General features: G+C 74.5%; 22 protein-coding genes. 11 read left to right on the top strand and 11 right to left on the bottom strand.

Annotated features, from left to right (window positions below; genetic code table 11):
- Positions 1–41: 41 nt before the first annotated feature.
- Positions 42–1,049, bottom strand: a complete 1,008-nt coding sequence (locus FHX31_RS13715) for an ABC transporter permease (RefSeq protein WP_013476719.1) — start codon at positions 1,047–1,049, stop codon at positions 42–44.
- Between the two features lie 408 nt (positions 1,050–1,457).
- On the opposite strand from FHX31_RS13715, the gene FHX31_RS13710 reads away from it, so the two are divergent.
- The 4 genes from FHX31_RS13710 (at position 1,458) to FHX31_RS13695 (ending at position 3,619) form a co-directional block, all read left to right on the top strand.
- Positions 1,458–1,859 carry an SSI family serine proteinase inhibitor gene (locus tag FHX31_RS13710; RefSeq protein WP_114920447.1) on the top strand — a complete coding sequence of 134 codons (402 nt, stop codon included), beginning with the start codon at positions 1,458–1,460 and terminating at the stop codon, positions 1,857–1,859.
- A 26-nt stretch (positions 1,860–1,885) separates the two neighbouring features.
- A complete protein-coding gene (locus tag FHX31_RS13705) occupies positions 1,886–2,926 on the top strand; it encodes a pentapeptide repeat-containing protein (RefSeq protein ID WP_184977785.1) in 1,041 nt (346 codons plus the stop codon).
- A 141-nt stretch (positions 2,927–3,067) separates the two neighbouring features.
- Positions 3,068–3,322: a hypothetical protein gene (locus FHX31_RS13700; RefSeq protein ID WP_013286432.1), complete on the top strand. Its 255-nt coding sequence runs from the start codon at positions 3,068–3,070 to the stop codon at positions 3,320–3,322.
- A 36-nt stretch (positions 3,323–3,358) separates the two neighbouring features.
- Complete coding sequence (locus tag FHX31_RS13695) at positions 3,359–3,619, top strand: hypothetical protein (RefSeq protein ID WP_013286433.1); 261 nt, start codon at positions 3,359–3,361, stop codon at positions 3,617–3,619.
- Here FHX31_RS13695 and rnhA read toward each other — a convergent pair.
- On the bottom strand, positions 3,538–4,101 hold the full coding sequence (rnhA, locus tag FHX31_RS13690) for a ribonuclease HI (protein ID WP_013476715.1): 564 nt from the start codon (positions 4,099–4,101) through the stop codon (positions 3,538–3,540). The two genes, FHX31_RS13695 and rnhA, sit on opposite strands and share 82 nt — an antisense overlap.
- A gap of 70 nt (positions 4,102–4,171) precedes the next feature.
- Here rnhA and FHX31_RS13685 point away from each other — a divergent pair, with 70 nt between their 5' ends.
- Positions 4,172–4,960, top strand: coding sequence for a tyrosine-protein phosphatase (locus FHX31_RS13685; protein ID WP_184976376.1), 789 nt, complete (start codon positions 4,172–4,174; stop codon positions 4,958–4,960).
- 77 nt (positions 4,961–5,037) lie between these two features.
- Complete coding sequence (locus FHX31_RS13680) at positions 5,038–6,156, top strand: serine hydrolase domain-containing protein (RefSeq protein ID WP_486481676.1); 1,119 nt, start codon at positions 5,038–5,040, stop codon at positions 6,154–6,156.
- Here FHX31_RS13680 and FHX31_RS13675 read toward each other — a convergent pair.
- From FHX31_RS13675 to FHX31_RS13655, 5 genes are all read right to left on the bottom strand, one after another.
- Positions 6,153–7,355: a lycopene cyclase family protein gene (locus FHX31_RS13675; protein ID WP_184976372.1), complete on the bottom strand. Its 1,203-nt coding sequence runs from the start codon at positions 7,353–7,355 to the stop codon at positions 6,153–6,155. The genes FHX31_RS13680 and FHX31_RS13675 overlap by 4 nt on opposite strands.
- Before the next feature lie 30 nt (positions 7,356–7,385).
- Entirely contained in the window at positions 7,386–8,633 is a 1,248-nt protein-coding gene (locus FHX31_RS13670; RefSeq protein ID WP_013286438.1) for an MFS transporter, read from the bottom strand.
- A gap of 42 nt (positions 8,634–8,675) precedes the next feature.
- Entirely contained in the window at positions 8,676–9,821 is a 1,146-nt protein-coding gene (locus FHX31_RS13665) for a DUF6596 domain-containing protein (RefSeq protein ID WP_184977784.1), read from the bottom strand.
- A gap of 8 nt (positions 9,822–9,829) precedes the next feature.
- Positions 9,830–10,267: a YciI family protein gene (locus FHX31_RS13660; RefSeq protein ID WP_047893363.1), complete on the bottom strand. Its 438-nt coding sequence runs from the start codon at positions 10,265–10,267 to the stop codon at positions 9,830–9,832.
- Between the two features lie 169 nt (positions 10,268–10,436).
- A complete protein-coding gene (locus FHX31_RS13655; protein WP_013476710.1) occupies positions 10,437–10,853 on the bottom strand; it encodes a DUF6069 family protein in 417 nt (138 codons plus the stop codon).
- 168 nt (positions 10,854–11,021) lie between these two features.
- Between FHX31_RS13655 and FHX31_RS13650 the strand changes: the two genes are divergently transcribed.
- From FHX31_RS13650 to FHX31_RS13635, 4 genes are all read left to right on the top strand, one after another.
- Positions 11,022–12,125: a sensor histidine kinase gene (locus FHX31_RS13650; RefSeq protein WP_013476709.1), complete on the top strand. Its 1,104-nt coding sequence runs from the start codon at positions 11,022–11,024 to the stop codon at positions 12,123–12,125.
- Positions 12,122–12,790, top strand: a complete 669-nt coding sequence (locus tag FHX31_RS13645; RefSeq protein ID WP_013476708.1) for a response regulator — start codon at positions 12,122–12,124, stop codon at positions 12,788–12,790. The genes FHX31_RS13650 and FHX31_RS13645 overlap by 4 nt, the downstream gene beginning before the upstream one ends.
- 242 nt (positions 12,791–13,032) lie before the next feature.
- Positions 13,033–13,515 (top strand): hypothetical protein, encoded by a 483-nt coding sequence (locus tag FHX31_RS13640; RefSeq protein ID WP_013286444.1) that lies wholly within the window; start codon positions 13,033–13,035, stop codon positions 13,513–13,515.
- A gap of 73 nt (positions 13,516–13,588) precedes the next feature.
- The gene (locus FHX31_RS13635; RefSeq protein ID WP_013476707.1) at positions 13,589–14,236 is read left to right on the top strand and encodes a class F sortase; all 648 of its coding nucleotides are present in this window, start codon (positions 13,589–13,591) and stop codon (positions 14,234–14,236) included.
- Positions 14,237–14,239: 3 nt separating this feature from the next.
- Here the strand turns inward: FHX31_RS13635 and FHX31_RS13630 are convergent, their stop codons facing one another.
- Positions 14,240–15,241 carry a phosphotransferase family protein gene (locus FHX31_RS13630; protein ID WP_184976370.1) on the bottom strand — a complete coding sequence of 334 codons (1,002 nt, stop codon included), beginning with the start codon at positions 15,239–15,241 and terminating at the stop codon, positions 14,240–14,242.
- A gap of 85 nt (positions 15,242–15,326) precedes the next feature.
- Entirely contained in the window at positions 15,327–16,007 is a 681-nt protein-coding gene (locus tag FHX31_RS13625) for a tyrosine-protein phosphatase (protein ID WP_184976368.1), read from the bottom strand.
- A 175-nt stretch (positions 16,008–16,182) separates the two neighbouring features.
- Between FHX31_RS13625 and FHX31_RS13620 the strand changes: the two genes are divergently transcribed.
- Positions 16,183–16,599 (top strand): YchJ family protein, encoded by a 417-nt coding sequence (locus tag FHX31_RS13620; RefSeq protein ID WP_013476704.1) that lies wholly within the window; start codon positions 16,183–16,185, stop codon positions 16,597–16,599.
- Between the two features lie 98 nt (positions 16,600–16,697).
- On the opposite strand, the gene FHX31_RS13615 is transcribed toward FHX31_RS13620, so the two are convergent.
- Complete coding sequence (locus FHX31_RS13615) at positions 16,698–17,087, bottom strand: DUF2267 domain-containing protein (protein WP_030273179.1); 390 nt, start codon at positions 17,085–17,087, stop codon at positions 16,698–16,700.
- Positions 17,088–17,174: 87 nt separating this feature from the next.
- A complete protein-coding gene (locus FHX31_RS13610; protein ID WP_123110680.1) occupies positions 17,175–19,037 on the bottom strand; it encodes a transketolase in 1,863 nt (620 codons plus the stop codon).
- Between the last annotated feature and the right edge of the window lie 7 nt (positions 19,038–19,044).

The raw sequence follows: 19,044 nt of genomic DNA, 5'->3' as shown, positions 1-19,044 counted from the left end.
GCCCGGCGGCCCCCGCCGGCCGGGCACTGATGGCCGTGGGACTACCGGGTGGAGCGGGGGTCCAGCGAGTCGCGCAGCGCGTCGCCGAGCAGGTTGAACGCCAGGACCAGCAGGAAGACCGTCAACCCGGGGAACAGGGTGTACCAGGGGTCGCTCGCGACGTAGCCGATGCTGTTGAAGATCATGCGGCCCAGGTCGGGCGTGGGTTCGGTGACGCCGATGTTGACGAACGCCAGCGCCGCCTCGATGGCGATGAACTGCGGCACCATCAGCGAGACGGTGACCAGGATCGGCGCCCAGATGTTCGGCAGCAGCTGCCGCAGCAGGATGTGCGTGGTGCCGGCGCCGGCCGCACGGGCCGCCTCGACGAACTCCCGCTCGCGCAGCGAGATCACCTGCCCGCGGACCAGCCGCGCGGTGTACGTCCAGCTGAACAGGCCGAAGGTCGCGACGATCAGGGCCACCCGGAAGGCCGGCGACGGCGCCTCCCGGTCGGAGTAGAAGCGGTCCTGGAGGATCGGGATGACCGCGAGCGCGAAGATGAGGAACGGGAACGCCAGCGTGAGGTCGATCAGCCAGTTGACGACGCTGTCCAGCCAGCCTCTGGCCCACCCGGCCAGCACCCCGACAGCGACACCGATGCCGGATGCCAGCAGCGCCGAGGTGAACGCGATGAACAGGGACGTCCGCAGGCCGTAGACCAGTTGCATCAGGATGTCCCGGCCGCTGCCGGGTTCGAGCCCCAGCCAATGGTCGGAGCTGATTCCGCCGGCGTACCCGATCGGCATTCCGAAATCGTTGAGGCGGTCCACGAACTTGTCGGTCGGGTCGATTCCGGTGAGCCGTCCCAGCAGTGGCGCGCCGAGCGCCACCAGGGCGGCGACGGCGAGCGTGACGGCGCTGGCCTTGGCCGTACGGTCGCGTTTGAGCCGCAGCCAGGCGAGCCGGCCGGGCGACCGGCCGACGAATTCGCCGGGCCGGCCGGCGGGGCCGGGAACGGCCTCGACATCGGGGCCGGGAGCGGCCGGTGGGTGCGACAGTTCGCTCATGAGCAGTCCTCCCGACGGGGACGAAAACGCCCTGCCACCCGACGGTAATGCGCTATGAGGTGCTCAAAAGAATCGTTCCGGTAACGGCCGTTCCGGTTGTCGTGCATTGACAACGATCCGGCGTACGGAATGCATCGGCGCAATAACGGCCCGATTCGGTTGTCAGCCTTTCAGGTGGCCGTACCGCCAATTCGGAATGCGCTCCTGCGAGGCACTCGGGCGGTTGTCAGCCGTTCGGGCATTCCCGTGCGCCGATGTAACACCGGACCGGCAGCGGGGTCGACTGGCGTAACACTTCGTGACTCTTCGCGTTCACACCGTCCACCTAGGGTTCTCGGCGGTCCGGTTCGCACGACGTGCCGGGCCGTCCACCGGCCCTCACCCGGGGCCCCGACGGAAGGACCACCCATGCCCTTCGCCCGACGTACCGCCACTCTGGCCCTGGCCGCCGTGCTCGGCGGCCTCGCCGCGCCGGCCTCTCCCGCGCAGGCCGCGCCGCGCCCCGGCCCGGAGACCCCCTCGGTGCTGCTGCTCACCGTCGACGACGGCGCCGGCCTGCGCGCCACGGTGCTGACCTGCGGGCCCACCGGCGGCCTGCACCCCGACCCGATCACCGCCTGCCGGCTCGTCGCCCGCGTCGACGGCGACCTGGACGCGCTCGACGTGGACGGCGCGCCGTGCACCTCGCAGTACGACCCGGTCGTCGCGCGTGCCGTGGGCATCTGGCAGGACCGCCCGGTCTCCTACACCCGGACGTTCGGCAACGCCTGCCTGATGCAGCGCACCACCGCCTCCCTCTTCACCTTCTGACCCCGCCTCACCTTGTCGCGTTGATCATGAGGTTGGCGGCGGTTCCGGTCCGTTTTGTCGCCGTCAACTTCATGATCGACGGGGTGGGTCGGGAGGTGGGTGGGGTGGGTGCGGAGAATGGGGGCGGGGTGTTCGGAGGGGAGACTGTGCGGGTGGACGGACCGGTGGCGGGCGGGGGCGGCCGGCGGGAGTTGCGGGCGGACTGCTCGCGCTGCGCCGGGGTGTGCTGCGTCGCTCCCGCGTTCACCGCGTCGGCCGACTTCGCCATCGACAAGCCCGCCGGGCGGCCCTGCCCGAACCTGGGCGCCGACTTCCGCTGCGGCATCCACACCGAGCTGCGGCAACGCGGCTTCCCCGGCTGCACCGTGTTCGACTGCTTCGGCGCCGGTCAGCACCTCACCCAGCACACGTATGCCGGCCGCGACTGGCGTGCCGACCCGGCCACCGCCGCGCGGATGTTCGACAGCTTCGCGGTGCTGCGGCCGCTGCACGAGCTGCTGTGGTACCTGACCGAGGCGGTACGCCTGACCCCGCCCGGCCCGCTGCGCGACGAGCTGACCGCCGCGCTCGACGAGACCGGCCGGCTCACCGACGGCACCCCCGACGACCTGCTCGCCCTCGACGTCGACGCGCACCGGGACCGGGCCAACCGGCTGCTGTCCCGCGCCGCCGAACAGGCCCGCGCCGGGCGGGCCGGCCCGGACCGCCGGGGCGCGATGCTGATCGGGACGGACCTGCGCCGTACCCCGCTGACCGGGGCGAACCTGCGCGGCGCCTGCCTGATCGGGGCCGACCTGCGGGGCGTACGCCTCGGCGCCGCCGACCTGACCGGCGCGGACCTGCGCGGGGCCGACCTGCGCGGCGCGGACCTGGGCGGGTGCCTGTTCACGCACCAGTCGCAGCTCGACGCCGCGCGCGGCGACCACCGCACGGTGCTGCCGCCCGGACTACGCCGCCCATCCCACTGGTCCCTGACGCTGACCCCGACTCGCCCCCCAGCCGCGCCAGCGCCGCCCCCGACCCCGCTGACGCCACCCCGCCCGCACCCGCACCCGCCACAGCGGTGATCAAGGAGTTTGTGTCCGGTTCGGGGCCGGATCGGGACACGAACTCCTTGATCACCGCGAGACGGGCCGGGGCCGCGTTTGGTGGGGGTGGGGTCGGGTAGGCGGCGCGGACGGCTGTTGACCGACAGGGGGGGGCCACCGGTGGGGTATCGGGCACGCGACGGTGAGGAGCCGGTCGACCCGGCGCACGCCGAGGACGAGGCCGGGCAGGTGCCGCTGGTGCAGACGGCCGCGGACACCGACGTGCCGGCCCCCGCTCCCGGTGCGCCGAAACCGGACGAGGTGACCGAGGACGACGGATCCGGCATGGCGGGCGGCGCCTCCGGCAGCAGCTCGGGCGGCTCCTCGATGCCGACCCACCCGGACGCGGCCCGCGGACGGGACGCCGCCCGCTGAACGTTTGCCGTCACCCGCTGCGGGCAGGAGTGCGACATGACCAGTGAAGAGTCCTTCGGCCGCGCGGCCGGCGACGAACCCGACGGCGCGACCGCGTACGAGGCGTCCCTGCGCCCGCCGGGCGAATCCCTGCACACCACCGACGACACCGGTGACGACTTCGCCGACCTGCCCGCCGAGGACCGGCGCTCGGCACGAGAGGTCAGCCGCGCCGGTTACGACGTCGATGCGGTCTCCGGCACCGGCGACCCGTCCGAGGAGCCGGAGGAGATCGAGGAGGGCCGGCCGCTGCGCTGAGCCGTACGCGGGGCGGCCGCCGCGCCGCTCCGCGCCTCGGTCATGCCCCGGTTCGCCAGCGCGTCGGCGCGCTCGTTCTCCGGGTGCCCGTTGTGGCCCTTCACCCACAGCCACGTCACGTCGTGCCTGGCGCACGCCGCCTCCAGCGCCTGCCACAGGTCGGCGTTCTTCACCGGCTGCTTCGCCGCGGTCAGCCAGCCGTTGCGCTTCCACGCGTTCAGCCAGCCGGTGATGCCGTTGCGCACGTACGTGCTGTCGGTGTGCAGCCGTACCGTCACCGGTCGGGTGAGGCTCTCCAGCGCCCGAATCGCGGCGGTCAGCTCCATCCGGTTGTTGGTGGTCGGGGTGGCCTCGCCGCCGCACAGCTCCCGCTCGTGCCCGCCCCAGCGCAGCACCGCGCCCCACCCGCCGGGCCCGGGATTGCCGCTGCACGCGCCGTCGGTCCAGATCTCCACGACCCGGCCGGTCTCCGCCTCCACCATGCCCGGCAACCTACCGGGTACGCGAGCACGCGGGACCACCCGACCCGCCGCGCCCGGCTAGCGTGCCGGTGTGACCACTCCCCCGGACTTCGCCACGCTCTGCAACTTCCGTGACCTCGGTGGCTGGCGGACCGGCGACGGCCGCACCGTCGCCCGGGGCCGCCTCTACCGCTCCGACTCGCTGGCCAAGCTCGCCGGTGAGGATCTGGAACGGTTCGCGGCGCTCGGCGTCCGCACCGTGATCGACCTGCGGTACCCGTGGGAGATCGCCGACCGCGGCCGGGCCCCGGAGAGCCTCGGCGTGACCTGGCTCAACCTGAGCATCGAGCACCGGCCGTACGTGCAGGCCGACATCGACCCCGACGTGGACCCGTGGCGCTACCTGGCCGACCGGTACGCCGAGGTGGCCGAGGACGGCGTGGCCGAGCTGCGCCAGGCGATCGAGGTGATCGCGGACGGCGAGCACCCGCTGGTGTTCCACTGCGCGTCCGGGAAGGACCGCACCGGGCTGCTCGCCGCGCTGGTGCTGTCCCTGCTCGGCGTCGACGAGGACCAGATCGCAGCGGACTTCGCGCTCACCGAGCAGGCCACCGACCGCCTGGTCGCCGAGTGGCGGGACCGCAACGGCGGCGCCACGCCGGGCTGGCCCGCGTACGGGCGGGCGCCGGCCGAGATCATCCGGCTGGTGCTGGCCGACCTGCGGGCCGCCCACGGTTCGGTGCACGGGTACGTGACCGGCCGGCTCGGCGTCGGCCAGGAGACGATCGACGCGCTACGCGCCCGGCTGCTGACCGGCGACTCCATCCCGCTGCCCACCCAGGGCACCACCGGCAGTACGCCGACGCCGGCCGCCCGGTAGAGCACCGCCGGCCGCCGTCGCCGTCCCCCACGAAAAGCAGACGACGCCGATGCCACGGTCTGGCACGCTGCGTGATCGTGGACACGCGGTGGGACGGCCTGCGGGCCGAGGTACGGGCGACGATCGACGAGCTGGTCTCCTCCGGGCGGGAGGCGGGTGTGCAGGTAGCCGCCTACCTGGACGGGGTCGCGATCGTCACCGAACAGGCCGGGCTCGCCGACACCACCACCGGCCGGCCGATGACGGCCGACACGCCCGTGCACGCGGTCTCCACCGGCAAGGGCCTCACCGCCACAGTGGTGCACGTGCTGGCCGAGCGGGGACGGCTCGACTACGACCTGCCGCTGGCGCGGGTGTGGCCGGAGTTCGCCCGGCACGGCAAGGACGGCATCACGCTGCGGCACGTGCTCACCCACACCGCCGGTCTGCCCGCGCTGCCGGCCGACGTCACGCCGGAGGACTTCACCGACTGGACGCGCATGTGCGAGCTGCTCGCCGACGCGCGGCCGCTGTGGGCACCGGGCGAGCGGCTCGCGTACCACGCCTGGACGTGGGGCTGGCTGCTCGGCGAGGTGATCAGGCGGGTCACCGGCGCCCCGGTGTCGCAGGTGCTCGCCGAGGAGGTGGCCGGGCCGCTCGGCGTGGACCGGGAACTGTTCCTCGGCGTACCGGAGGCGGACCTGCCCCGCCTGGCCCGGCTGGAGGACGCCGGCCTGTCCGCGCTGATGACCTGGGCCGGGGTCAACCTGCCGCACTTCGACGCGGTCGCCCCGCCCGGCGTACGGCCGGACACCGTCATCGGCTCCCGCCCCGACGTGCTGCGCGCCGACGTGCCGTCGGTCGGCACGATGAGCGCCCGCGCGGTGGCCCGGATGTACGCGGCGCTGCTCGGTCCGGTCGACGGGGTACGGCTGATCTCCGCCGAGCGGATGCGGGAGGTGTCCGCCCCGGCGGTACGCGCCCAGGAGTGGGTGTTCGGGCAGGAGAGCACGTTCGGGCTCGGGTACGCGGTCGACGACGACGGATCGTTCGGCACCGCCGGTAGCGGCGGCAGCCTCGCGTTCGCGTACCCGGAACTGGGGTTGACGGTGGCGGCGGTGCGCAACCGGCTCGGCGCGGGCGACGGCGACCCGATGGAGCAACTGCGGACGCTGGTGCGCGACCGCGTCGCCGCAGCGACCGGCCACCGAGGCTAGCGCCGCAGGCGGGCCCGCAGCCGGCCGGCCGCGTCGCCGAGCACCGCGCCGGTCATCGGCAGCAGCGGGCTGGACCGCATCACCGCCAGATCCTCGGCCGGGCTGGTCACGCCGTCGAGGAACCGCAGCACCCGTTCCGGCGGGTTGCGGTCGAACAGCCGCTCGAAGAACTCCACGCCGCCGACGTGTCCCCGGTCCAGCGCGCGCAGCGCCACCGCGTCCATCCACAGGTGCCGGCCCGGGTACGCGGGCGCCGGCACCGGCGGGCGGCCGGCGGCGAGCGCCCCGGCCACCTGGTCGGCCTGGCGCAGCATCGCCGAGAACGTGAACCCGGTCGACGGGCGCGTCGCCCCACCGGCGGTGCCCAGCCGCACCACGCGCGGGCTCGGGCGGGACTCGAACGGCCCGTCGGTCATCGGGATCACGCCGTCCTCGACCTCCCGCACCCGCAGCGCGGTCAGGTCCAGGCCGAGCAGGTCGGCGTACCCGCGCAGCGCCGCGTCGTAGCCCGCGTCGTCGAGCAGGGCCGGCCCGAACTCGGTGTACTCGACGAGCGCGAACCGGTCGTCGATGGGCAGCACGTACCCGAAGGAGACGCCGCGCTGCGGCTGGGGCGTGCGGAAGTCCATCAGCACCGCCCGCTCCGGGTCGAACGTGGGCCGGTCGGCGGCCAGCCACCAGCCGCGGAAGTGCTGCAACCAGCTGGTCCGTCCCGGCCGCTTCGGCCGCCGGGGCCGGGAGTCCAGCACCCACCCGGCCCGCACCAGGTCCCGCCCGTCCGGGTCGCGGACCGTGACCCGCTCACCGTCGTCGTGCAGCTCCCCCGCCGGGACGCTGATCCGGACCACGTCCAGCCGCCGCTCGGCCTCGGCAGCCCGGTCGTAGACCGGGGCGGAGCGGAGCATGGCGTACCGCAGGGGGTCGAGCGACAGGACACGGCGGCCGGTCGGCGTGACCACGTCGACCTGCGACCAGCTCGCGCTCAGCATCGGGTCGAGGTCGTCGCCGGGCAGGCCCCAGAACGCCCAGGTGCGGTCCTGGCCGCGCTTGTGCACCGGGTCGACCACCGCGACCCGCAGCCCGGTCACGTCGTGGCGGTCCAGCGCGGCCAGGACCAGGGACGCGGCGCCGCCGCCGCCGACCAGCGCGAGGTCGACGTCGACCGGGAAGGATGCGTGCATCCGGCCACGCTGCCACATCGGCGGAGGCGGCCACCGGCCGACCCGCGCTCAGGCCACCGGCGCGGGCTTCTGCGGGGCCGGCTCGGCGTAGGCGGCGGCCACCGTCGCCCGGTCGAAGACCCGCCACGTCGCGGCGATCACCGCGACCGCCACCACGAAACCCACCCAGTACGGCGCGGTGATGCCGAACCGGGCCGCCACCACGCCGCCGAGCAGCGCGCCGACGCAGTTGCCGCCCGCCGCGACGAACAACGTGGTGCTGCCGACCCGGCCCATCAACGCGGGCGGGGTGAGGCGCTGCCGCAGCGAGTTCGCCACGATGTTCCACAGCGCGCTGTGCGCCCCGAACGCGAACAGCGCGAACCCGACCACGGCCGCGCTGCGGGACGCGGCGAGCGCCAGGTGCAGTCCCGCCTCGACCAGCAGCCCGGTCCGCACCGTCCAGGTGGGTGTGATGGCGGCGATCAGCCGGTCCCCCACCAGCGAGCCGAGCACCCCGCCGACCGCCATGCAGGTGAACAACGCGCCGTAGCCGACCGAGCCGAGACCGAGCCGCTCGGTGGCGAGCAGAACCAGCACCGCCACGGCCGCGGTGAGCGTGACGTTCAGCAGGCCGATCAGCACGGTCATGGTGCGCAGCAGCCGCTGCCCCCACAGCCAGCGGAACCCCTCCGCGACCTCCGCCCGCACCGAGCGCCGCTCCTCCGGCGCCGGCCCGCCCCGGTACGTCCCGGCGAGCAGTCCGACCAGCACGGCGCTCAGCGCGTACGTGCCGGCGTTGAGGGCGAACGGCAGCGACGCCGCCAGCACGAACAGGAACCCGCCGAGCGGGCCGGCGATCATGTTCTGCATCACCTGGGTGCCGCCGCCCAGCCAGCCGTTGGCGCGTTCCAGCAGGGAGCGCGGCACCACCGCCGGCAGCACCGCCTGCGCGGCGGTCCGGAACACCACCTCGCCGGTGTTCACCACGAACAGCACCGCGTAGAGCAGCGCGATCCCGGCCCGGTCGGCCAGCATCGCCGCCGCCAGCACGGCCAGCGCGCCGACGCGTACCCAGTCGATGAGCACCATCAGCCGCCGCCGGTCCACCCGGTCCGCCAGGACGCCGCCGGGCAGCGCGAACAGCAGCCACGGCAGCCACGACACCGCCGCCCCGGCCGACACCACCAGCGGATCGTCGGTGATCGACGCCACGTACAGCGGCGCGGCCACCGTCGCCGTCCCGCTACCCAGCGCGGACAGCGTGCTCGCCGTCCACAGTCGGGCGAAGCGCCCGCCGAGCCGTTCCCCCGTCACGGCGAGGCAACCTACCAGCGGCGACGCGCGCCGCCGACCGGTTTATCCGGGGCGGCGGGTGTTGAGGCGGGCCGCCTGCCGGTTCAGGTGGTCGCGTTCGGCCAGGCTGGACGCGCGGCGGGCCGCCTCCGCGTACAGCCGGGCCGCCCGGTCCTGGTCGCCGTCGCGTTCGTGCAGGTACGCGGCCACCGCCGTGTACCGGGGCAGCGAGTCGTCGAGCGCCGCGAGCGCCGCCAGCCCGGCGCGCGGGCCGTCCGCCTCGCCGACCGCCACCGCCCGGTTGAGCCGGGCGATCGGGCTGCCGGTCAGGCGGACGAGTTCGTCGTACCACTCGACGATCTGCACCCAGTCGGTCTCGGCCGCCGTACGCGCGTCGGCGTGCAGCGCCGCGACGGCGGCCTGGGCCTGGAACTCGCCCAGCCGGTCGCGGGACAGGGCGGTCTGGAGGATGTTCACGCCCTCGGCTATCAGCGTGGTGTCCCACCGGCCGCGGTCCTGCTCAGCCAGCGGCACCAGGCTGCCGTCCGGCGCGGTCCGCCCGGCCCGGCGGGCGTGGTGCAGCAGCATGAGCGCGAGCAGCCCGGCCACCTCGGGGTGGTCGATCACGGCGGCGAGCTGCCGGGTGAGCCGGATCGCCTCGGCGGCCAGGTCCACGTCGCCGGAGTAGCCCTCGTTGAACACCAGGTACAGCACGCGCAGCACGGTGGCGACGTCACCGTGCTGATCGAACCGCACCCCGGACACGGTGCGCTTGGCCCGGCTGATCCGCTGCGCCATGGTGGCCTCCGGCACCAGGTACGCCTGCGCGATCTGCCGGGTGGTGAGCCCGCCGACGGCGCGCAGCGTCAACGCGACGGCCGACGACGGGCTCAGCGACGGATGCGCGCAGAGGAAGTAGAGCCGCAGCGTGTCGTCGACCGCCGGCACCGGGCCGGGCGGCGGTTCCTCGTCCACGAGGTCCTCGCGCCGGCGCCGGGCGGCGTCGGCGCGCACCACGTCCAGGAACCGCCGCCAGGCCACGGTCACCAGCCAGCCCCGCGGATCGCGGGGCGGGTCGGCCGGCCAGACGCGCAGCGCCTCGATGAGCGCGTCCTGCACGGCGTCCTCGGCCGCCGCGAAGTCGGCTCCGCGGCGGACGAGGACACCGAGCACGCCCGGGATGAGGCTGCGGAGCGCGACCTCGTCCATCGGACGGATCACTCCGTGATGGTCGGCGGCGCGGTCAGGAACGGGCGCAGCTCCAGCCACTCGTGGATCGGCTTGCCGCCCTGCCCCGGCGCGGCCGACAGCTCGGCGGCCAGTTCGAGCGCGCGCTCGTAGCTGTCCACGTCGATCACCATCCAGCCGGCGATGAGGTCCTTCGTCTCGGCGAACGGGCCGTCGGTGACAGGCGGGCGTCCCTCGCCGTCGTAGCGGACGAACGTGCCCTCCGGGGCGAGCGCCTGGCCGTCGACGTACTCGCCGCTCTCCTGCAGCTTCGCCGCGAACTCCTGCATGTAGTGCACGTGCGCGGAGATCTCCTCCGGCGTCCACTTGTCGATCATCGGCATGTCGGACACCGGGGTCGGGCCGCCGCGGTAGTGCTTCAGGAGCAGGTACTTCATGAGTGTCTCCTCGTGGAGGGTGCGACCCATTCTGGCCGCGTTCACTCCGGGGACGAAGCCGGCGTTGCGTTCTCGACATCGGTGGCGGAGGAATTTCGGCGTCCACATCGCGTAGGGCATCCTAGGAGGCTAGTTCTGATGGTCCGGGCCGCCTGCCCCCGTCGCGGCGGTCCGGACCCGTCAGCGGATCGCCCGGCCGTCAGCGGGCGGCGGTCCGGCGCAGGCCGGTGATCAGCACCGCGCCTGCGACCAGGTGCAACGCCACCAGCGTCAGCGTCGCCGCACTCCCCACTCCCCCGCCCAGCGGCCCGAGCAGGGACACCAGCAGCACGAGGCCCGCGACCACCGTCCAGACGGTGCGGGCACGGGCGGTGAGCCGTTCCAGCAGGGCCAGCAGCGCCCAGCCGGCCAGCCCGGCGAGCAGCGTGCTCACCACCACGGCCACCGGCGTCACCCGCTGGTCCGTAGAGCCGCTGCGCGCGATCAGCTCCACCCCCGCGACCGGTACCGCGACCACCCAGCCCAGCAGCGCGGCGGCGGTCGCCGCGAACACCGTGAGCAGGCGGTCCCGGCGGCGGTTCGGGCGGGCGGTGACTGTCGGGATCGTGGTCTCCATCGGTGACTCCTCCACATCGGGACGACTGCCGGAAACGCTAGGTCCGGCGGCCGCCGCGCGGATCGGGCTGCGGAGCGGTTCCCGGCTCCGTCGCCCGAACGACCACCGGCCCGGATCTCCGTCTGGCGACCGATGAGAAGCGGTGGACCGGCGGCCTAGCATCCGGACATGAGGTGCGCGTCCCGGTCCCGGTTCCTGCTGCTGCTCGACGGCGGCATCGCCACCGCGAGCATCGCCGTGTGCCTGCTCGCGCTGCTGGCCTCCGACGCCGGCCCGGACACGCCCGGCGCGACCGCCGTCGCGGTCGGCCTCGCCGTGGCGCAGGCGAGCTGTCTGCTGTGGATCCGGCGCCACCCGGGGTACGCCCTCACCGTCGCCGCGCTGGCAGGCGTCGGCCTGGAGGCGCTCTGCCCGCAGCTCGGCTGGCTCGGCCTGGTCGCGGTGCCGATGGCGTACGTGGCCCGGCTGCGCCCGCCCCGGTACTCGCTCGTCGCGCTCGGGCTGCTGCTGGCACCCACGCCGTGGAAGCTGGTCACCGGCGGCTGGCGGGACCTGCTGCTGGCGGTGACCGCGCTGGCCCTGAGCTGGACGCTCGGCGAGCTGCAACGGGGCCAGGCGCAACGGCGCTGCGCGTGGGAACGGCAGGTGCTGGCGGCCGAGCGGGAACGCATCTCCCGGGAACTGCACGACGTGGTGGCGCACCACGTCGCGGTCATCGCCGTCCAGGCAGCCGCCGCGGAGGACGTGTTCGACGAGCATCCGGAGCAGGCGCGGGTCGCGCTCGGCGCGATCGACACGGCGGCCAGGTCGGCGCTGACCGAACTGCGGGCCATGCTGCACGCGCTCGCCGCCGACGACGGGTCCGAGCAGGGCGGGCCACAGCCGGGGCTGGCGCAGCTCGACGCGCTCGCCGACGCGGTCCGGGCGGTCGGCCTTCCGGTGACGCTGCACCGGGAGGGCGACGGCGAGGCGCTACCCGGCGGGGTGCAGCTGTCGGCGTACCGGATCGTGCAGGAGTCACTGACGAACGCGCTGCGCCACGGGCACGCCACCCACGCCGACGTGGACGTCCACTATCGCGACGGCGTACTGCGGCTGGAGGTCGTCAACGACGGCCCGGCGCCCGCCCGCCGGCCCGGTACGCCCACCGGGCGCGGCATCGTCGGCATGCGGGAGCGGGCCCGGCTGCTCGGCGGCACGCTCGACGCCGGCCCGCTGCCGGCCGGCGGGTTCCGGGTCCACGCACGACTGCCGGTCGGGGCGGGCCGGTGACCGTGCGGGTGGTGGTCGCCGACGACCAGGAGCTGATCCGCGCCGGGCTGCGTACCGTCCTCGACGCTAGGCCCGACCTGAGCGTCGTCGGGGAGGCGGCCGACGGTGTCGAGGCGGTCGCGGTGGCGACGCGGACCCGGCCGGACGTGGTGCTCATGGACGTGCGGATGCCCCGGCGCGACGGCATCGCCGCCACCCGGGACCTGGTGGCCGCCGGCAACCCGGCCCGGGTGGTCATGCTGACCACGTTCGACCTGGACGAACACGTCTACGCCGCGCTGCGCGCCGGGGCGAGTGCGTTCCTGCTCAAGGACACCCGCCCGGCCGACCTCGCCGAGGCGGTACGCGTGGTGGCCCGGGGCGAGGCCCTGCTCGCGCCCACAGTGACCCGGCGGCTGCTGGACCGGTACGCCGACCGGCTGCCCGCGCCCGCGCCCGCCGGCGACGTGCTCGCCGTGCTGACCGCCCGCGAGCGGGAGGTGCTGACGCTCACCGCGCGGGCACTGTCCAATGCGGAGATCGCCGCCCGGCTGCACCTGAGCACCGCCACCGTGAAGACCCACGTCTCGGCGATCCTCACCAAGCTGAGCCTGCGAGACCGGATCCAGGCGGTGGTGCTCGCGTACGACACCGGGCTGGTCCGGCCGGAGCCGCCGGTCCGGTAGGCGCCGAACCGGACAGCGGACCCAGAAGTGCCGAACCGGGACGGTTCGCCGTCCGGGCTGGCCCGGCATGTCCGCCGTGTCGTGGCGGCAGGGAGCACACCGGACGGCAACGAAGATTTCTCAATTACCCCCAGTGACCGCCGCAACCCTCCTAGTGTTGGCCACACCGGTGCTCGTCACGGAGTTGGCCACCCGAACGACGTCCCACGCCTACAGCGGACGAAAAGTGAGGGAAGACGCGGATGAAGGCACAGTCATTTCTCGGATCGGCGGCGTTCGGCGTGGGCCTCGGCGCACTGCTGCTCCCGGCCGCCGCGCTGGCGGACACCAGAGTCTCACCCGCCACCACCCCGGTCGGCGGCACCGTCGTGCTGACCACGACGTGCAACCCGAACGCCGGTGACGCGATCTTCCGGGTCACCGGCCCGGACCGGGACCAGAACGTCCGATCCACCACGGCCGCCGCGGGCGGTGGCCTGAGCGCCGAACTGTTCACCGCCGGGTTCACGCTCGGCACGTACACGGTCGCCACCACGTGCGGCGACGGCAGCGACGGCGGCAGCGCCACGTTCACCGTCACCCCGATCGGCGGCGCGCAGGCCGGTGGCGGCGGACGCGACGGCGACACCGGAGTGCTGATCGCCGGTGGCGTGCTGGCCGCCGGGGCGCTCGCCGGAGGCGCGTACGCGGTCATCCGCCGGCGCCGCGCGGACGCCGCCGCCTGACCGGCTCGCCGAGCGGTCCGCCCGCGCCGGATGCTCCGGCGCGGGCGCCGCGTCCCCGTCGGACGGAGGTGGGATGCTGGCCTCGTCGCCGCACGGCGGCCGGTCGCGACTGCGCACCGCCGCCGTGGTCACCGCCGTCACTCTCGCCGCCGCCGCGGGCGCCGGCCTGGTCTCGGCCGGGCTCGGCACCACGTCGGCGTCACCACCGCAGCCCGGCGTCTCCGCCGCGCCCGCCACCGAACGACCGGGTACGGCCGGCCCGGCACTCCCCCGGTCCACGCCGGTCCGGGTCACCATCCCCCGCATCGGCGTCGACGCCGAGATCGTCCCGGTCGCCACCGACGCGGACGGCGCGCTGGAGGTACCGCCGCTGGAACGCCCGGAGGTCACCGGCTGGTACCACCCAGGTCCCGCACCCGGCCAGGCCGGCAACGCGGTGCTCGTCGGGCACGTCGACTCGCAGCACGGCCCGGCGGTCTTCTTCGACCTCGGGCGGCTGCGCAGCGGCGACACCATTCGCGTGCTGCGCGCCGACGGCCGGACCGCGACGTTCACTGTGGACGGCGTCGGGGCGTACCCGAAGGAGCGCTTCCCCACCGCGCGCGTCTACGGCGGCGACGCGGCGGCGCGGCTGCGGTTGATCACGTGCGGCGGGCGGTTCGACCCGCGGACCGGCAGCTACCCGGACAACATCGTCGTCTTCGCCACCGCGACCCGGTGACGCTCAGTCCGCCAGGTCGGCCAGTTCCGCGCCGAGGAGTTCCGCCAGCAGCTCCACCCGGCCCGGGTCGTTGTCGGCGGTGATGTTCCGGCTGGGCATCTCGACAGTCATCAGCAGGTAGAGGTACAGCCGGTAGAGCCCCAGCCGCCGCCGCGCCCCGGCGTCGAACGGGAACGGCGCCGCCGCCCGGTAGGCGCGTACCAGCGGGTCGTCCGGCTCGTCCTCGGCGCGGCGGAACAGCAGCGGCGACACGAGGTCCATCAGCGGGTCGCCCCACAGGTACCGCTCGCCGTCGACCAGGCCGGTGAGCCGGGGCGTGCCGTCCGGCCCGTCCACTGCCAGCACGTTCCCGGCCCAGCCGTCGAAGTGCAGCAGCGCCGGGCGGCGTACCGCGTCGAGCACTTCCGCGTGCCGCGCCACCAGCTCCCGGATCCGGGTCGCGGGCGCCGGCAGCGGCACCGCCCAGTCCGCGGCGTCGGCGAGCATGTCGTCCACCATGGCCGTGTAGGCGTCCCGCCACGTCGCCCCGGAGGCCCGGTCGCCGTCGTAGCCGTACCGCTCGCCGGTGACGCCGTGCAGCGCGGCGAGCGCGCGGCCGAACTCCGCGCGCAGCGGCCCGACGTCCGCGCCGGCCCGGCTCAGGTCCCAGAGGGTACGACCTGGTAGCCGCGCCATGAGCAGCCAGTCACCGAGGTCGGGGTCGGTGCCGTGGTGCAGCAACGCCGGGGTGGGCACTGCTGGTGCGCGGTCGGCCACCAGGCGCAGGTAGTGCGCCTCCGCGCCGATCATGTCGCGCTCGTAGCGCAGCAACGGCACGTGCGGCGCCGGACCCACCTTGAGCACCACGTCCCGGCCGTCGGTGAGGCGTACCCACCAGACGGCGGCGAAGCCGCCACCGGTCAGCGGCCCGCAGTCGGCCACCTCGGCGCCGGGTCCGAGCGAGGCGGCGAGGTGGCGGCGGACCTGATCCGGGTCGAGGGCACGCTGAGTCGGGCTCACGCTCATGGTCCGGGGAGCGTAGCGCCTGCGGCTGCATCGTGGGCGCAGCGATTGCGAAAGACGTGCGGTACCGGCCGGCGGCGCGACCGCTTCAGGCAAGAACCTCCCGCAGGGCCTCCAGTTCGGCCTCGGTGGCGCCGGCAGCCTGGAGATAGGCGGAGACCGAGCCGTGGTGGCTGCGGATCCACACCATGGCATGAAGCAGGTGCGCTGCGGTCACCGGGAGGGTGCCGTGTCCGATCGCCGCGCCGGCCGGCGATCCGGTGAGGTCCAGAGCGGCGTTCGAGCGCAGGAAGTCCTGGGTGACCTCCGCATCGGAAGCATTCAGGAGAGTCTGGATGACGGCGACGACAACTCCGGTGCGGTCCTTGCCGGAGGCGCAGTGGACCAGGGCAGGTAGTGCACCAGGGGTGATGAGCTGCCGAATGATCGCGACGGTGGCACGACCCGCCTGCTCAGCCATGTACGGGTACAGCGCCACCTGGTCGTCCGGCCAGCTCTGGTCGGTGAACACCGGAAAGTGGCAGTGCTCGACGCCGAGACCCGCACACCGGTCCGGCCGGTCGGCCACCTCTCGGATGCTGCGGAGGTCGATGACCGTGCGTAGCCCGAGGTCCTCCAGCTCCCGGGCACCCTCGGGCGTCAGGAGATGCAGGGCGCCAGAGCGATACAGGACCCCACGGCGCAACGATCCGACGCCGCCTGCGTCGCGGAGGTTCCGAACGCCGGAACCGCCGGTGGTGGCGTCGGCCGTGGCTCCACGAGTGATCATGGAGGCGACTATACGAGGTCGGTCAGCCGACGCTGGTGGCCTCAGCCGCCTCCCCGGCGAGTGCCCCTCTCCACCGTCCTCGCCATCGACCAGTGCGCCCTCTCATCCTGTCCCGTCCGGGATTCCCCGGCCTACCGGCGGCGAGGGCGGTCGTGGTGTGGGAGAGAATCGCCGGGTGGCGAGACGGAAGGCGCGCGAGGGCGCGGGTGAACGTCCGGCGGCCTGCCCGTGCGGCACCGGCCGGCCGTACGCGGACTGCTGCTCCCCGGTGCACCGGGGCGAGGCGACGGCGGCGACAGCGGAGGCGCTGATGCGGTCCCGGTTCAGCGCGTTCGCGCTCGGCGACGCAGCCTACCTGCGGCACAGCTGGCACTCCACCACCCGCCCTGAGCGGCTGGAGCTGGACCCGGGCACCCGCTGGACCCGGCTGGAGATCGTGGAGACCGGTCAGGGCGGCCTGTTCGACAGCGCCGGTACGGTGCGGTTCCGGGCGCACTACCGCGAGGGCGGCCGGGCGGGCGTCCTGGCCGAGCACAGCCGCTTCGCCCGCGAGGACGGCCGCTGGGTCTACCTGGACGCGCTGCCCGAGTGACGCCTCCCCCGGCGCCGACGCTGGCGGCGGGTGGCGGCGGGTGTTAACAAGGGACCCTTCCTCTACCGGAGGCGTTAATAAGGGGCCCTTCCTTTCGCCTAGGCGGGGCGTGGGGCGGGCTGGGCCAGCTCGGCGATCTCGCGCGGCAGCTGGGACAGCGCCCGGTTGAACTGGGCCGGCCCGATCACCCGGTGCAGCGCCTGCAACACCGCCCGGGCGCCGCGCTCGGCGTCGGACGGTGTGGCGCCGGAGCGCTCGGCGACCCGGCGCAGGAACTCGTCGTACCCGAAGACCTCGGGGTCCTCGACGCGGGCGCGTGCCAGCAGCGGACGCAGCTCGTGCGCGACGTGCGCGGACAGGTCGTCGGCCTCGCCGCCGCTGATCCGTTCGGCGAGCGTGCGCAGCGTCGCCTCGGTCAGCGCGCGGGCCGTCTCCACCGGCACGCCGGCACGGGCGGAGACCCGCGCGTAGAACTCCGGTTCGGCCATCGTCTGTCCTCCCGTCGCAACGGCACCGTGGCTACCCGCCGCCGGTCCGGGCAAACACCGCCGCGCCGCGGGCCGCGGCGGTACGGCTCAGGCCAGGGCCCGCGCCGCCGAGACGATCGCGCCGACGCCGATGCCGGCCCGGTCGAGCTGCTGGGCGGGGGTGCCGGAGCCGGGCAGCCCGCGTACCGCCAGGTGGTTGACCCGGGCCGGTTCGCCCAGGTCGGCGAGCGCCTCCAGCACCGCGGAGCCCAGCCCGCCCTCCGGGTAGTGGTCCTCGACCACCACCAGCCGTCCGCCGGTCTCCACGACGGTCTCGGCCAGGCGCTGCCGGTCCACCGGTTTGATCGAGTACAGGTCGATCACCCGGGCGTCGATGCCCTCGCGGGTCAGTTCGTCGGCGGCGGCGAGGCAGAGGTGCACCGTGACGCCGGTGCCGAGCAGCGCCACGTCCCCGCCGTCGCGCAGCATCCGGCTGCCGCCGATCGGGAACGGCGCGGCGTCGTCGTAGAGCACCGGGTACGCGCCGCGCGTCGTCCGCAGGTAGCTGACGCCCGGCTGGTCGGGCATCTGGGCGACGAGGGCCGCGCAGGAGACCGCGTCGGCCGGGCAGAGCACCGTGGAGCCGGGCACCGCCCGCAGCGCGGCGATGTCCTCCAGCCCCATCTGGGACGGGCCGTCCGGGCCGATCTCCACCCCGGCGTGCGAGCCGACGAGCGCGATGTCGGCCCGGGAGACGCCCGCCATCCGGATGAAGTCGTACGCCCGGGACCAGAACGCGGCGAACGTAGCCGCGAACGGCCGGTAGCCGCGCACCGCCAGGCCCACCGCCGCGGCGGCGAGCTGCTGCTCGGCGATGAACATCTGGAAGAACCGGTCCGGGTACGCGGTGGCGAAGCGCTCCGCCCGGGTGGAGTCGCTGACCTCGCCGTCGAGCGCGACCACGTCGGGCCGGGCCGCGCCGAGGGCGCGCAGCGCGTCGCCGTACGCGTCCCGGGTGGCGACCTTCGCGCCGCGCTCGTACGTCGGCAGTTCCGGTTGCCGGATCTCCGGCGCGGCGGCCCGGGGCGCGGGCGGTGGCTTCGGTCCGGCGACCCGGATGCGCCGGGGGCCGCCGAGCGCCCGCACGGCGCGCTCGGCCAGCTCCGGGTCGAACGGCTTGCCGTGCCAGGACGGGTTGTTCTCCACCTCGGGCACGCCCTTGCCCTTGACCGTGCGGGCCAGCACCACTGTCGGCCCGGCAGCGTCGCGTGCCTGCCCGTACGCCTCGTCGATCGCGCCCGGGTCGTGGCCGTCGACCACGATCGCCCGGCAGCCGAACGCCTCGACGCGCCGCCGGTAGGTGTCCAGGTCCCACTCCAGTTCGGTGGGGCCGCGCTGGCCGAACCGGTTGACGTCCACGATCGTGGTGAGGTTGCGCAGCCCGTAGTGGCCGGCCTTGTCCAGCGCCTCCCACACCGACCCCTCGGCGGTCTCGCTGTCGCCGCAGAGCACCCAGACGTGGGCGGGCGACCGGTCCAGGTACTGGGCGGCGAGTGCCACCCCGACGCCGACCGGCAGGCCCTGCCCGAGCGAGCCGGTGGCGACGTCCACCCAGGGCAGCACCGGCGTGGGGTGGCCCTGCAGGCGCGACCCGGATCGCCGGTACGTCTCCAGCAGCTCCTGCTCGCTGATCGCGCCGGTGGCCCGGAACACCGCGTACAGCAGCGGGGAGGCGTGCCCCTTGGAGAAGATCAGGTGGTCGTTGCCGGGGTTGCCCGGGTAGGACCAGTCGTAGCGCAGGTGCCGGGCGACGAGCACGGCGAGCAGGTCGGCGGCGGAGAGGCTGGACGTGGGGTGCCCGGAGCCGGCCATCGTGCTGCACCTGATCGCGTCCACCCGCAGTTGGGCGGCCAGGTCCGCCAGCCCGGTCAGGTCCTCGTCGCGCAGTGTGCGCTCTGCTTCCAACGTCACCGCGATC

It is taken from the genome of Micromonospora sp. CNZ286, assembly GCF_014207755.1.
This window is presented reverse-complemented; position numbering and strand designations above follow the sequence as displayed.